The organism is Pseudoclavibacter sp. JSM 162008 (genome assembly GCF_041366455.1).
Classification (GTDB): Bacteria; Actinomycetota; Actinomycetes; order Actinomycetales; family Microbacteriaceae; genus Pseudoclavibacter.
On sequence record NZ_JBEWYX010000002.1, the window covers coordinates 1 to 14,035 of the forward strand.

Below are 14,035 nucleotides of genomic sequence, written 5' to 3' on the forward strand. Positions count from 1 at the left end.
ATAAACATCACGCCACCACACCGAAGTGCGATGACAAGTTTGAAACTGACAAAAAACAAAACAACACCAAACCCGAAGGCTCAGTACTGACTTGTATTGTCCAAATATGTTTCCAAAAGGAATCCTTACCCCTCCAAAAAGAAGAGGCACGGGATCAAATTGGCATTTGACATAGTGCACGCTGTTGAGTTCTCAAGAATCGAGCGCTTCCCTCTTCAGACCTCACGGCCATCTCTAAGGAGCAATCGCTTGCACTGCGAACCCCGGACAAGAACCACGGACCGTGAGCATGAAGCTCATCCTCCGCACAACCACCTGGAAGAACCAGAGGCCGTTGATCTCGCTACCCGGTGAGGCAGGAGTTCCGAGTGTAGATCATGTTGCTCCAACTTGCAAGAACAAGTGGCAGATGCTGATCTTTCTTTCAGAACTGTCCGGCCCGTGCGACCCGCTCTCGCGTTTCGCTCCGTCGGCCTGACGAGTGATTACATTACGCAGGGCCAGCCCGGCGCACAACTCGACGCACATCCCGGGCGTGTCGGTGACAGCCGGACGAGCCGTCAGGCCCGGAATACCAGGCCTGCGAGCGTCTTCTTGCCCCGACGCAGCACAGCTACTCCGCCGGCAAGCGCGGCCGATTCACTCACGACGGTGGACTCATCGGTCACTCGCTCGTTGTTGAGCGAGACCCCACCCTGCGAGATCGCACGGCGGGCCTCACCGAGACTCTTCGCGAGTCCGGTGTCGACAAGGGCCTGCGCGACCGGCGCACCATCCACGATCTCTGCGTTCGGAAGTTCGAGGATCGCCGAGCGCATCGTCTGGCCATCGAGCTCGGAGAGCTCGCCCTGCCCGAAGAGCGCCGCGGAAGCTGCGATGACCGCTTCGGTCGCTGCCTCACCGTGCACCAGCGAAGTCACCTTCGAGGCGAGCGTCTTCTGCGCGACTCGCTTGAAGGGCTCGGTCTCGACAAGGGTCTCGAGCTCGGCGATCTCGGCACGAGTGAGGAACGTGAAGATCTTGATGCGCGCGATGACATCGGCGTCGTCGGTGTTGAGCCAGAACTGGTAGAACGCGTACGGACTCGTGAGCTCGGCGTCGATCCAGATCGCATTGCCCTCGCTCTTGCCGAACTTCGTCCCATCCGCGTTGGTGATGAGGGGCGTCCCGAGCGCATGGACGCTTGCGCCTTCCGTGCGGCGGATCAGATCGACACCGGAGGTCAGGTTGCCCCACTGGTCGCTGCCACCCGTCTGCAGAACGCAGCCGTAGTTGCGATGCAGCTCGAGGAAATCGATCGCCTGCAGGATCTGGTAGCTGAACTCCGTGTACGAGATACCCGCCTCGGAGTTGAGCCGGGCCGAGACGGCATCCTTCTTGAGCATCGAACCGACACGGAAGTGCTTGCCGATCTCACGCAGGAAGTCGATCGCCGAGAGCGGCGCCGTCCAATCCAGGTTGTTCACCATGCGCGCCGCGTTGTCACCCTCGAACGACAGGTAGCCATCGATCTGCCCGCGGAGGCCCTCGACCCATTCGGCGACGGTCTCTCGGGAGTTGAGCGTGCGCTCCGCAGTGGGGCGCGGATCGCCGATGAGACCGGTCGAACCGCCGACGAGTCCAAGCGGCTTGTGGCCGGCGAGCTGCAGGCGACGGAGGAGGATCAGCTGCACCAGGTGGCCGAGGTGCAGGCTCGGAGCGGTCGGATCGAACCCGCAGTAGTACGTGATCGGCCCCTCGTTCATCCGCTCCTTGAGCTCGGCCAGATCGGTCGAGACGTGGATGAACCCGCGCCACTCGAGTTCGTCGATGACGTGCTCGAAGGTGGCGTCGTTGTGCTGGGTCGTCAGATCACGCGTAGTCACCGCGCAACCGTATCAAGCAGTTGACAACTCAGTGCCGCCCCGCGCGGAGTGACCTGTGCGCGATGTAGCGGGAGACGGACGCCTCGCCGTCGAGCCAGAGGCGCCAGTCGAACGGATGCGCACCACCCGGGGCGCCAACCCCGACGCGAAGCCCGCGCACGACAGCACGCCGCGCGTTCGGCGCAGGCGGCTCAAGCGCGAAGGGGTCGGCGTCGAAGCGGGCGCCGTCATCGCCGATCATCGCGCCGAGCGCCGTGACCAGGTTTCCCGGTCCGCGGGCCAGCTCATGGTCGCGCAGCGGAGCAGCCGAACGGCGGCCCTCGCTGCGCCGAGCCCTCGCCAGCTCGACCCCGTCGACGACCTCCCCGGCTCGCAGAAGGACTGCGGATGAGATCCCGGCCTCCCCCGCCACAACGTTGAGGCAGGTGTGGATGCCGTAGATGCGGTACGCGTACAGGTGCCCGGCGGGGCCGAACATCGTCGAGTTCCTCGCCGTTCGACCCCGGAAGCCGTGCGACCCCGGGTCATCCGATCCCGCGTAGGCCTCGACCTCGGTGAGGCGGATGGACACGGTGCCCTCGGGCGAGGTACGCGAAAGGACCGCCCCCAGCAGCGCGTCTGCTGCGGGGAGCGGTCCTTCGCGAAGGGCCCCGTGGAGGTCCTGGTGCACTTGGGAGCCTAGGACCTGAGCGACGCCAGTCGCTCGCGGAGTTCTGCGATCTGCTCGGTCACACGGACGGGAGCCGTGCCGCCCCGTCCGTCTCGGGTCGCGACGGAGCCGTCGACCGACAGGACCTCGCGTACCTCAGGTGAGAGATGCTCGGACACCGCCGAGATCTCGTCGTCGCTCAACCCGTCGAGGTCGACTCCCCTGGATTCTGCAGCCTGGACCATGGACCCGGATACCTCGTGGGCCACCCGGAATGGGACCTGGCGCTTCACGAGCCACTCTGCGACGTCCGTCGCGAGCGAGAAGCCCTGCGGCGCGAGCTCACGCATCCGCTCACCGTGGAACGTGAGCGTCGCCACCATTCCCGTGAAGGCGGGCAGCACGAGCTCGAGCGTCTCGACGGAGTCGAAGATGGGCTCCTTGTCCTCCTGCAGGTCGCGGTTGTACGCGAGCGGGAGCGCCTTGAGCGTCGCCAGCAGGCCGGTCAGGTTGCCGATGAGACGCCCTGCCTTGCCGCGAGCGAGCTCGGCGATGTCCGGGTTCTTCTTCTGCGGCATGATGCTCGACCCCGTCGAGTAGGCGTCATGCAGCGTGACGAAGCCGAACTCCTTCGTGTTCCAGAGGATGATCTCCTCGGAGAGACGCGACAGGTCGATGCCGATCTGCGCCGCGATGAAGGCGAACTCCGCGACCAGGTCGCGGCTCGCCGTCGCGTCGATCGAATTCGGCGAGGAGGACGCGAACCCGAGCTCGCGCGCAACACGCACGGCGTCGAGCCCGAGCGTCGATCCGGCCAGGGCGCCCGCGCCATACGGCGACTCGTCGAGTCGCCGACCGAAATCGCGCAGACGATCGAGATTGCGAACGAGCGGCCACGCGTGGGCGAGGAGGTGGTGCGAGAGCAGCACCGGCTGGGCGTGCTGCAGGTGCGTCCGGCCAGGCATGATGACCTGGATGTTGAGCTCGGCCTGCTGCGCGAGCACGTCGACGAGCGTCTCGAGCTGCTCCGCGATGGTCGCACTGTGATCGCGCAGATACATGCGCACGAAGGTCGCGATCTGGTCGTTGCGGCTGCGACCCGCGCGCAGCTTGCCGCCCAGCTCCGGACCCGCGATCTCGATGAGCCCGCGCTCGAGAGCGCCGTGCACATCTTCATCGCTCTCCGCCGCCACGAACTCGGCAGCGACGACACGTCGCTCGAGCTCGGTGAGCGCGTCGAGCATGCCAGCGAGCTCAGCCTCATCGAGGTAGCCCGCGGCCGCGAGCGCACCAGCGTGCGCCCGCGACCCGGCGATGTCGTACGTGGCGAGCTGCCAGTCGAAGTGGGTGGACTTCGACAGCCGCGCGAGCTCCGGGGACGGCCCGTCGCTGAAGCGACCGCCCCAGAGCGCGCCCTGCGTGGTCACTCCCCCGGACTTCGGTCCGCCCTCGGATGCGACCATGCTCAGAGTTCCGGCTTGTCGCGGCGCGCGGAGATCTTGGACGGCAGGCTCCAGAGCTCGATGAAGCCCTTGGCGTGCGACTGGTCGAACGTGTCGCCGGTGTCGTAGGTCGCGAGGCTGTAGTCGTAGAGCGACTCCTCCGAACGACGGCCCGTGACGACGGCGCGGCCGCCGTGCAGCGTCATGCGCACCTCGCCGGAGACGTGCTCCTGCGTGTGGTTGATGAACGCATCGAGCGAGCGCTTGAGGCCCGAGAACCAGAGTCCGTCGTAGACCAGGTTCGACCACTCGGCCTCGATGCCGCGCTTGAAGCGTGCGACATCGCGCTCGAGCGTCAGGTCCTCGAGGTGCTCGTGCGCCTCGATGAGGGCCAGGCCGGCCGGGGACTCGTAGATCTCGCGGCTCTTGATGCCGACGAGACGGTCCTCGACGACGTCGATGCGACCGACACCCTGGTCACCGGCGAGCGTGTTCATGAGCTCGACGACCTGGATGGGCGAGAGCGCCTCGCCGTTGATCTTGACCGGGACGCCCTGCTCGAACGTGACCGTCACCTCGGTGGGCTCGCGAGTCTCGTCCGGGCTCTTCGTGTAGGTGTAGAGGTCTTCGATCGGCGGGTTCCAGGGGTCCTCGAGGAAGCCGGTCTCCACCGCGCGACCCCAGACGTTCTGGTCGATCGAGTACGGGCTCTTCTTCGACTGCTCGATCGGCAGGTTGTGCTCCTGCGCATACACGATGGCCTTGTCACGTGTGAGCGCGAGGTCGCGCACCGGCGCGATCGATGTGAGCTCCGGGGCCACGGCCGCGACGGCAGCCTCGAAGCGAACCTGGTCGTTGCCCTTGCCCGTGCAGCCGTGCGCGATCGAGTCGGCACCGAGCTCGCGGGCGGTCTTCGCCAGGTGCTTCGCGATGAGCGGGCGAGAGAGCGCCGAGACCAGGGGGTAGCGCTTTTGGTAGAGCGCGTTCGCCTTGAGCGCAGGCACGATGTAGTCGCTCGCGAACTCCTCGCGAGCGTCGACGACCACGGACTCGACAGCGCCGCAGTCAAGCGCTCGCTGTCGCACCTTCTCCATGTCCTCACCGGCCTGTCCGACGTCGATCGCGAGTGCGACCACGTCCTTGCCGGTGGCATCCTTCAGCCAACCGATGCCGACGGAGGTATCGAGACCTCCGGAGTATGCGAGAACGACGCGTTCCGTCATCAATGCTCCTAGCGTTTGAGTCTTGTGTTCAGTCTATGTGCGGTGGATGCGCGGGTCAGGCCGCGGCTTTGGCGAGCAGCCAGACGAGGAGTGCCTTCTGGGCATGGAGGCGGTTCTCCGCCTCGTCCCAGATGACCGACTGCGGACCGTCGATGACGGCAGCGTCAACCTCGTAGCCACGATCGGCGGGGAGGCAGTGCAGGAAGATCGCGCCTTCAGCCGCGTTCCCCATGGTCTCCTCGGTGACGCGGTAGGCGCTGAGCGCGTCGATGCGGGTCTGCTTCTCGTCTTCGCGTCCCATCGATACCCACGTATCGGTGACGACGACGTTCGCGCCTGCGACGAGGGCGTCGACGTCGTCGCCGACGACGACGGAGCCGCCGGTCTCCGCGGCGATGCGCTCGGCGTCGGCCACGACGTCGGCGCGCGGCTGGTAGCCGACGGGCGCAGCGATGCGGACGTGCATCCCCGCCGTCGCGCAGGCGAGGAGGTAGGAGTGACCCATGTTGCTCTCACCGTCGCCGAGGAAGACGAGCGCGCGCCCCGCAGGGTCACCGAGGTGCTCGTTGACCGTGAGCAGATCAGCGAGCAGCTGGCACGGGTGGAAGTCGTCACTGAGGGCGTTCACGACCGGAACGAGCGCGCCGTGCGCCATCTCCTCGAGGCCGCTCTGCGCGTAGGTGCGCCAGACGATGGCGGCGACCTGGCGCTCGAGGACGCGAGCCGTGTCCGACGCCGTCTCCTTGCCACCGAGCTGGCTGGACGCCGTCGAGATGATGAGGGGCGAGCCGCCGAGCTCCGAGATCCCGACGTGGAACGAGACTCGCGTGCGCGTCGAGGTCTTGTCGAAGATCACGGCGACGCTGCGAGGGCCCTCGAGCGGACGCGCGGAGAAACGATCGCGCTTGAGCACCGCGGCGAGCTCGAGCACCTCGCGCTGCTCGGCGGGTGTCAGATCGTCGTCGCGGAGGAAGTGGCGAATCACAGTGTTGCCTTTCAGTGGGTGACGGAGAGGTGTCAGAACGACGGGCGTACGCGCATCAGGCGGAGACCTTGGTGCCGAAGCCCTCGGAGGTGAAGATCTCGAGCAGCATCGAATGGGGCACCCGGCCGTCGATGATCGCGGCCTGGTCGACACCGCCCTCGACGGCTTCGATGCACGCCTGCACCTTCGGGATCATGCCGGCCGACAGCGTCGGAAGCAGGGTACGCAGCTCTTCGAGCTTGATCTCGGAGACGAGCGAGTCGACATCCGGCCAATCCCGGTACAGGCCCGCGACATCGGTGAGCATGATGAGCTTGGCCGCGCCGAGCGCCTGCGCCAGCGCCGACGCGGCTCGGTCAGCGTTGATGTTGAGCGCCTTTCGGGGCGTGTCGATGTCGCTCGCGATCGACGAGACGACGGGGATGCGGCCGGCCGCGATGTCGGCCTTGACCACCGTCGGGTCGACGCTCTCGATCTCACCGACGAGGCCGAGATCGACGGTCTCGCCGTCGACGAGGAGCTTCTTCCGCCTCGCCTGGAACAGGCCGGCATCTTCTCCGCTGGTCGCCACCGCGATCGGAGCGCGCTCATTGATCGCCGCCACGAGCTCACGCGCTACCTGGCCCCCGAGCACCATGCGGACGACCTCCATGGCCTCCTCACTGGTGACGCGGTAGCCGTCCTTGAACTCGCTCTCGATGCGCAGCCTGCCGAGCATGCGAGAGATGTGCGGGCCGCCGCCGTGCACGATCACGGGCTTGATGCCCGCGTAGCGCAGGAACGCGATGTCAGATGCGAACGCCTCGAACAGCTCGGTGTCGACCATGGCGTTTCCGCCGAACTTGATCACGAGGACACGACCCGAGAACTCCTGCATCCACGGCAGCGCCTCGATGAGCGTCTCGACCTTGGAGGTCGCCTTCTCGTACAGGTCAGGAGTGGTCATGCTGCCCCTTTCGGGCCGGTCAGAAACCGTCGGGCTGGTCCGGCAACCGCTCGGCGGCTGCCGCTCCTCATCTCGACTCGCGTGGCTCGTCAGGACGAGTACGCGCTGTTCTCGTGCACGTAGTCGTGCGTCAAGTCGTTGGTGAGGATGGTCGCCTCGCTGACGCCCGCATGCAGGTCGATCAGGACGCTCGTGTCGCGCGGGGTGAGGTCGACGAGCTCTGCGGGCTCGTGCGGAGTGCCAGCGCGGCAGACCATGACTCCGTTGATCGTGACGTCCAGCGCCTGCGGGTCGAACTCCGCGTCCGTCGTGCCGACCGCCGCGAGCACGCGACCCCAGTTCGGGTCATTGCCGAAGATGGCCGCCTTGAAGAGGTTCGACCGAGCGACGGCCCGTGATGCGTCGAGCGCGTCCTCCTCGGTCGCGGCTCCGATCGTCGTGATCGTCACGTCGTGGCTCGCGCCCTCGGCATCCTGCTGCAGCTGACGTGCGAGGTCGGCGCACACGTCGGTGAGCACCGCCGTGAAGGCCGCCTCATCTGGCGTGACGCCGCTCGCGCCCGATGCCATAAGCGTGACCTGGTCGTTGGTCGACATGCAGCCGTCCGAGTCGACACGGTCGAAGGTCACCCGCGTCGCAGCCCGCAACGCTCGGTCGAGCGCCACGGACTCGAGGTCGGCGTCGGTCGTGATGACGACGAGCATGGTCGCGAGCCCGGGCGCGAGCATCCCCGCACCCTTCGCCATGGCTCCGACGACGTACCCCTCGCCCTGGCGCACAGAGCGCTTGGGCTTCGAATCGGTGGTCATGATGGCAAGCGACGCCTCATCGCCCGCTTCTGCGGTGTCGGAAAGCGACTCGGCCGTGAGCTCGACGCCGCGCAGGACGCCGTCGCGGAAGCTCTGGTCGCCGACGCCGATGAGCCCGGTCGAGCAGACCAGCACGTCGCCAGCTCCGATGCCGAGCTTCGCGGCCACAGCCTCCGCAGTCTGGTGCGTGGTCTGGAATCCGAAGGAGCCCGTGTAGCAGTTCGCGCCGCCGGAGTTCAGGACGATGGCGGAGATGGAACCGCCCCTGATGGCCTCCTGCGACCACAGGATGGGGTTGGCCTTGCATCGGTTGCTGGTGAAAACCGCGGCGCAGGCCGCGCTCGGACCGTCGTTGACGACGAGGGCGACGTCACGTCGCCCCTCCGACTTGATGCCGGCGGCGACACCTGCCGCACGGAAGCCTGCTGCTGCGGTCACGCTCACGGTGCCACTCCGTCCAGGGGAAGGCCAAGCGACTCCTCGAGTCCCAGGGCGATGTTCGCTGACTGCACCGCGGCGCCCGCGGTGCCCTTGCCGAGGTTGTCGATCGCGGCGACCGCGACGACCCTGCCCGCTCGCTCGTCGACACCGATGCCGATGGATGCGCGGTTCGAGCCGGTCACGTCACCGGTCCGCGGCCACTCCCCATCGGGGAGGAGCTGCACGAAGCGCTCAGCTCCATACGACTCCTCATAGGCGGCGCGCAGCTGGGCCGCATCCACGCCATCGGACAGGCGCGCCGTCGTCGTAGCCAGGATGCCGCGTGCCATGGGCACCAGGACCGGAGTGAACGCAAGCGTGACCTCGGCCCCACCCGCGCGGCGGAGGTTCTGCCTGACCTCGGGGTTGTGCCTGTGCCCGCCCGTCACGGCGTACGGGTTGGCCGAGCCCATGAGCTCCGATCCGAGCAGCGAGACCGCTGCCTTCTTGCCAGCCCCGGATGGGCCGACGGCGAGGACGGCGGTGAGGTCGGACGGCTGCACGAGCCCGCGGTGGAGCGCCGGGGCGAGCGCGAGCGTGATCGCCGTGACGTTGCAGCCTGGGACGGCGACTCGTGAGACTCCCTTGAGGTTCGCGCGCTGCTTGGTCTCGGCCCCTGAGAGCTCGAGCTCGGGCAGACCGTAGGCCCAGGTGCCGAAGAAGTCGCCGCCGTAGTACTCGGCCCAGTCCTCCTCGCGCTCGAGGCGGTGGTCGGCTCCGCAGTCGATGACCAGCGTCTCCTCCCCCAGCTCCGCTGAGATCGCCCCGGATGCTCCGTGGGGCAGCGCCAGGAACACGACGTCGTGCCCTCTGAGCACATCCGCGGTCGTCGGCTCGAGCACCAGGTCGGCGTAGCTCGCGAGGTGCGGATGCACGCGCAGCAGTCGCTCACCCGCATTCGCGTGCGCGGTGACGGTGCGGACCTCGAGTTCGGGGTGCGAGGCGAGAATGCGCAGGAGTTCGCCACCTGCGTACCCGCTCGCCCCAGCTACTGCAACGGAGAAAGCCATGCCGTTCATCCTAGGCCGTGCCACCCCCACCCACGGTCGGGTGGGCCCGCGGGCACCTCCTGGGGCGTCCCCTGCGGGAATGTCGAGCGCGCCACGCGCGTTCCACTCGTAGGCTTGACAGGCTGAGGCCTCGACGTTCACGCGTCGGCGGCGCGATGCCGATGAGAGGACGACGTGACACTGAACACCGAAGACGCAGCTTCCACCACGAGCGCCGACGGGGCACCGACCGCGGTCCAGGCGCTGAGCGACACACGGGCGAACCAGTTGCGACGAGACTTCCCGATCCTCGACCAGGAGGTGAACGGCGAGCCGCTCGTGTATCTCGACTCCGGCGCGACGTCACAGCGGCCGACTCAGGTTCTCGAGGTCGAGCGGCGTTTCCTCGAGCACGAGAACGCGGCCGTCCATCGCGGGGCGCACACGCTCGCGGCCCTCTCGACGGTCGCCTTCGAAGATGCTCGCGAGACTGTCGCCGCCTTCGTCGGCGCCGCCCCGGAGCAGATCTCCTGGACGCTGAACGCGACCGACGCCATCAACCTCGTGACCGGTGGCATCCGCATCGCCAGCGCGGGCCGCGGCGGACCACGGGCAACACGCCTGGCGATCGGCGAGGGCGACGAGATCCTCATCACCGAGGCCGAGCACCACGCCAACCTGGTGCCGTGGCAGGAGCTGGCGCTGGACACCGGCGCGACACTCGTCTACGTGCCGGTCAACGATCGTGGGACCTGGAGCGTCGAGGATGCGGCCGCCCTCATCTCCTCGCGGACCAAGGTCTTCGCCTTCGCGCACGTCTCCAACGTGACCGGCCTGGTCGCGGATGCGAAGCGCCTGACCGAGCTCGCGCACGACGCGGGTGCGATCGTCGTCCTCGACGCCTGCCAGTCGGTGCCGCACCTGCCAGTGAACTTCCCGGCGATCGGCGTCGACTTCGCCGCGTTCTCCGGGCACAAGATGCTCGGCCCCAACGGCGTCGGCGTCCTCTACGGGCGCGCCGAGATGCTCGACGCGCTGCCGCCCGCCCGCACAGGCGGGTCGATGATCTCGACCGTCACCATGGAGGCCAGCGACTTCATGGCTCCCCCGACGCGCTTCGAAGCCGGCACGCAGCCGGTCTCCCAGGTCGTCGCGCTCGCCGAGGCCGTGCGCTACCTCGAGTCGGTCGGCATGGATGCGGTCGCGTCCCACGAGGCCGAGATGGGCCAGCTCCTGCTCGCCGGCCTCTCCGGTGTTCCAGGCGTGCGCATCATCGGCGAGCCAGCCGGCGTGCCCCGCGCGGGCCTCGTCAGCTTCGAGGTCGAGGGCGTCCATTCGCATGACGTGACCCAGTTCCTCGACTCGAAGGGCATCGCGGTTCGCGGCGGCCACCACTGCGCACAGCCCCTCCACCGGAGGCTCGGGCTCACGGCGTCCACACGCGCCAGCAGCTACCTCTACACGACTCGGGAAGACGTCGACCGCTTCGTCTTCGCGGTCGGGCAGATCCGCGCCTGGTTCGGAGTGCACGCGTGAGCGCGCTCGACGGCCTCTATCAGCAGCTCATCCTCGAGCATTCGAAGAAGCGGTCGGGAGATGGTCCCCTCGCTGACGCCGAGGCCGAGCACTTCGAACGCAACCCCAGCTGCGGTGACGAGATCACCGTGCGCGTGAAGCTCGACGAAGCCGGCACCGGTCTCTCGGAGCTCGCATGGCAGGGCGACGGATGCAGCATCTCCATGGCTTCCGCGTCGGTGCTCAGCGAGCTCGCCGTCGGCAAGACCACCGCCGAGATCGAGGAGCTCGTCGCCGCGTTCCGCCTCATGCTCCGGACCCGCGACGGCTCGGAGCCCGACGAGGACCTGCTCGAGGACGCGGTCGCGTTCCAGGGCGTCTCGAAGTTCGTCATGCGCGTCAAGTGCGCCATGCTCTCCTGGGTCGCCCTCGAGGCGAGTCTCAAGGAGGCGTCGGTCGCCCGCGAGCACTGACTCCGTCAGCACGAAGCGCCGCCCCATGCGGAATGGCATCGCCCGGCCCCATCGGGGCCGGGCGATTTCCGTCTGGAGCTCGTGCGTCCGTCAGGCGCGCATGGTCGCGCCGAAGCGCTCCGCCGCCAGCGTCGCGCCCGACTCCTTGGCTTCGCTCGCCTCGGCGGCCGTCAGCGTGCGGTCGGTCGCACGGAAGCGAAGCGCGAACGTCAGGCTCTTCTGCCCGTCCTCGAGCCCCGCACCGCGGTAGTCGTCGACGATGGTGAGCTGCTCGAGCAGCGCACCGGCACCTTCGGTCACAGCCGCCGACACGGCGGCGGCGGGAACGGTGGCGTCCACGACGAGGCTCAGGTCCTGCGTGGCTGCCGGGAAGGTGGAGATGGGCTCTGGCAGCACCTCGCGTCGTGCCAGGTCGATGACCGCGTCGAGGTCGACTTCGAACGCGGCGACGACGCGTGGCAGGTCGGCCCCCTCAGCGATGTCGGGGTGCACCTCGCCCGCGAAGCCGACGACGATCTCGTCGATGCCGAAGCTCAGGAACAGCTCCGCGCAGCGGCCGGGGTGGAAGGCGCGGTGTGTCCCCTGCCTCACCTGGATGTCCGCGCCGGTCGCGAGGCCGAGCTGTGCGACCAGCTCGAGTGCGTCTTCCCAGGACGCGGCGGTCGGGGCGTGGCCGGGGCGCTTGGGCTCGCGCTGTCCGAGCACGATGCCGGCAGCATGCCGCGGTTGTGGCGGCAGGCCGGCCTCGAGCTCCGCGATGCGCTCGGGAGTCGGTCGAACGGCGACCGACGGCACCTCGTCGACGCCGTACACGACCCCGGACTCCGGCTTGAAGACGGTGCCCGTCTCGAAGATCGCCAGGTCCGTGAGGCCACGGGACACGTTCCGGTGCGCGATGGTGAGAAGTCCCGGCAGGAGGCTCGTCCGGAGCCAAGCCGCACGCGGGTCGAGCGGGTTGGCGAGCTTGACCGCCGCCACCTCGCCAGCATCAGGTCGGCCGAACGTGACCGTGTCCGCCTCGGCGACGAACGGGTAGCTCTGCACCTCGACGGCGCCGGACGCCGCCAGGACATCCGCCGCAGCCCGACGCAGGCGCTGCTCGCGGGTCAGCCCTCGCCCGGGAGGGGCGACGGGGAGGCGGGACGGGATGCGCTCGAAGTCGCACAGGCGCCCGATCTCCTCGACGAGCGTGACCGGCTCGGTGAGATCGCCGCGCCAGCTCGGAACGGTGACCCCGAGGAGCCCCTCCGCTTCCTCCCAGACCTCGCAGCCCACGGCACGCAGCGCACCGATCGTCTCGTCGAGCGAGTAGTCGACGCCCATGATTCGAGACGCGGCATCAACCGGGAGGATCAGCGACTCGGGGGTGGGGATCTGCTCGTGAACGCTTCCCGCACGAACCACACGTCCGCCAGCATGCTCGACCAGCAGGTCCGCGACGCGTGCCGCGGCCGGCTGCGCGACGCGGGGATCGACGCGACGCTCGAAGCGACGCGAGGCCTCGCTCGGCAGCTTGTGCCTGCGCGCGGTGCGCGCGATGGAGATCGGTGAGAACGACGCGGCCTCGATGAACACGTTGCGAGTCTCGGTGCTGAGCTCGGTCTCCTCGCCGCCCATGACCCCGGCCAGACCGATCGGTCCCCGATCGTCGGTGATGAGGATGTCCTCGGCGCTCAGCGTGCGCTCCTTGCCGTCGAGGGTCGTGAGCTGCTCCCCCTCCGCCGCACGCCGCACCCGGATGCCGCCGCGCAGCTTGTCCAGGTCGTAGCCGTGGATGGGCTGCCCCAGCTCGAGCATGACGTAGTTGGTGATGTCGATGGCGATGCCGAGCGGACGGATGCCCGCGAGGCGAAGTCGCTGGGCCATCCAGGTCGGCGTCGGCCGAGTGGCGTCGATGCCCTCGACGACGAGGCCGACGAACACGGGGGCCATCGGCTGGTCCCGCACGGAGGCGTCATCGTCGACCGAGACCGGGACGCGCACATCCTGCGCGTCAGCGGCGACGGCTTCGGCCAGGATCGCCTCGAGCTGCGGTCGCAGCGCGGGATCGCTGAAGGCGACGCCGGTCGCGTTCGAGTACTCCCGGACGAGGCCGCGGATCGACATCGCGTAGCCGCGATCGGGGGTGACGTTGACCTCGACGGCCTGCTCGGTGAGGCCGAGCAGCTCGATGGCATCGGTGCCCGGGGTCGCGCTGACGCCGAGCCTGGACAGCACGATGATGCCCTCGTGGTCGTCGCCCATGCCGAGCTCACGCTGGGACGCGATCATGCCGTCGGACACATGCCCGTACGTCTTCCGGGCCGCGATGGCGAAATCGCCCGGAAGGACGGCGCCGGGAAGCGTGACGACCACCGAGTCGCCCACGCCGAAGTTATGCGCGCCGCAGACGATGCCGCGCACATCCGCACCGCCATCGGCCGCGAGCTGACCCTCAGGCGCAACACGCACCTGGCACCAGTTGATGGTCTTCCCGTTCGACTGCGGCTCGGGCTCGGACGAGAGCACCTCACCCACGACGATGGGGCCCTGCAGCTGCGTGCCGTGCACGGCTTCGTCCTCGAGCCCGACACGAACGAAGGCATCGAGCACCGATGCCGGGGACACCGAGGCGGGGATCTCCGCGTACTCGCGGAGCCAGGAGAGTGGAGCGCGCATG

General features: G+C 68.2%; 11 protein-coding genes. 2 read left to right on the forward strand and 9 right to left on the reverse strand.

Annotated elements, in window-relative coordinates; genetic code table 11:
* Positions 1–560 precede the first annotated feature (560 nt).
* The 8 genes from tyrS to argC all read right to left on the reverse strand — a co-directional run bounded on the left by tyrS (position 561) and on the right by argC (position 9,409).
* Entirely contained in the window at positions 561–1,865 is a 1,305-nt protein-coding gene (gene tyrS / locus ABVF28_RS01505) for a tyrosine--tRNA ligase (protein ID WP_371029246.1), read from the reverse strand.
* A gap of 28 nt (positions 1,866–1,893) precedes the next feature.
* A complete protein-coding gene (locus ABVF28_RS01510) occupies positions 1,894–2,535 on the reverse strand; it encodes a DNA-3-methyladenine glycosylase (protein ID WP_371029247.1) in 642 nt (213 codons plus the stop codon).
* 8 nt (positions 2,536–2,543) lie between these two features.
* Entirely contained in the window at positions 2,544–3,977 is a 1,434-nt protein-coding gene (argH, locus tag ABVF28_RS01515; RefSeq protein ID WP_211891556.1) for an argininosuccinate lyase, read from the reverse strand.
* A gap of 2 nt (positions 3,978–3,979) precedes the next feature.
* Positions 3,980–5,179 (reverse strand): argininosuccinate synthase, encoded by a 1,200-nt coding sequence (locus ABVF28_RS01520; protein ID WP_104311539.1) that lies wholly within the window; start codon positions 5,177–5,179, stop codon positions 3,980–3,982.
* 55 nt (positions 5,180–5,234) lie between these two features.
* Positions 5,235–6,164, reverse strand: a complete 930-nt coding sequence (argF, locus tag ABVF28_RS01525; RefSeq protein ID WP_371029248.1) for an ornithine carbamoyltransferase — start codon at positions 6,162–6,164, stop codon at positions 5,235–5,237.
* 55 nt (positions 6,165–6,219) lie between these two features.
* Positions 6,220–7,110: an acetylglutamate kinase gene (gene argB, locus ABVF28_RS01530; RefSeq protein WP_371029249.1), complete on the reverse strand. Its 891-nt coding sequence runs from the start codon at positions 7,108–7,110 to the stop codon at positions 6,220–6,222.
* An 89-nt stretch (positions 7,111–7,199) separates the two neighbouring features.
* Entirely contained in the window at positions 7,200–8,363 is a 1,164-nt protein-coding gene (argJ, locus tag ABVF28_RS01535) for a bifunctional glutamate N-acetyltransferase/amino-acid acetyltransferase ArgJ (RefSeq protein WP_104311536.1), read from the reverse strand.
* Positions 8,360–9,409 (reverse strand): N-acetyl-gamma-glutamyl-phosphate reductase, encoded by a 1,050-nt coding sequence (gene argC / locus ABVF28_RS01540; protein WP_104311535.1) that lies wholly within the window; start codon positions 9,407–9,409, stop codon positions 8,360–8,362. Before argC ends, argJ begins: the two co-directional genes overlap by 4 nt.
* Positions 9,410–9,652: 243 nt before the next feature.
* Between argC and ABVF28_RS01545 the strand changes: the two genes are divergently transcribed.
* Complete coding sequence (locus ABVF28_RS01545; RefSeq protein ID WP_371029407.1) at positions 9,653–10,924, forward strand: SufS family cysteine desulfurase; 1,272 nt, start codon at positions 9,653–9,655, stop codon at positions 10,922–10,924.
* Positions 10,921–11,376, forward strand: a complete 456-nt coding sequence (gene sufU / locus ABVF28_RS01550; RefSeq protein ID WP_179557574.1) for a Fe-S cluster assembly sulfur transfer protein SufU — start codon at positions 10,921–10,923, stop codon at positions 11,374–11,376. Before ABVF28_RS01545 ends, sufU begins: the two co-directional genes overlap by 4 nt.
* Positions 11,377–11,466: 90 nt before the next feature.
* Here sufU and pheT read toward each other — a convergent pair whose 3' ends face one another.
* Complete coding sequence (gene pheT / locus ABVF28_RS01555; RefSeq protein WP_371029250.1) at positions 11,467–14,034, reverse strand: phenylalanine--tRNA ligase subunit beta; 2,568 nt, start codon at positions 14,032–14,034, stop codon at positions 11,467–11,469.
* Between the last annotated feature and the right edge of the window lies 1 nt (position 14,035).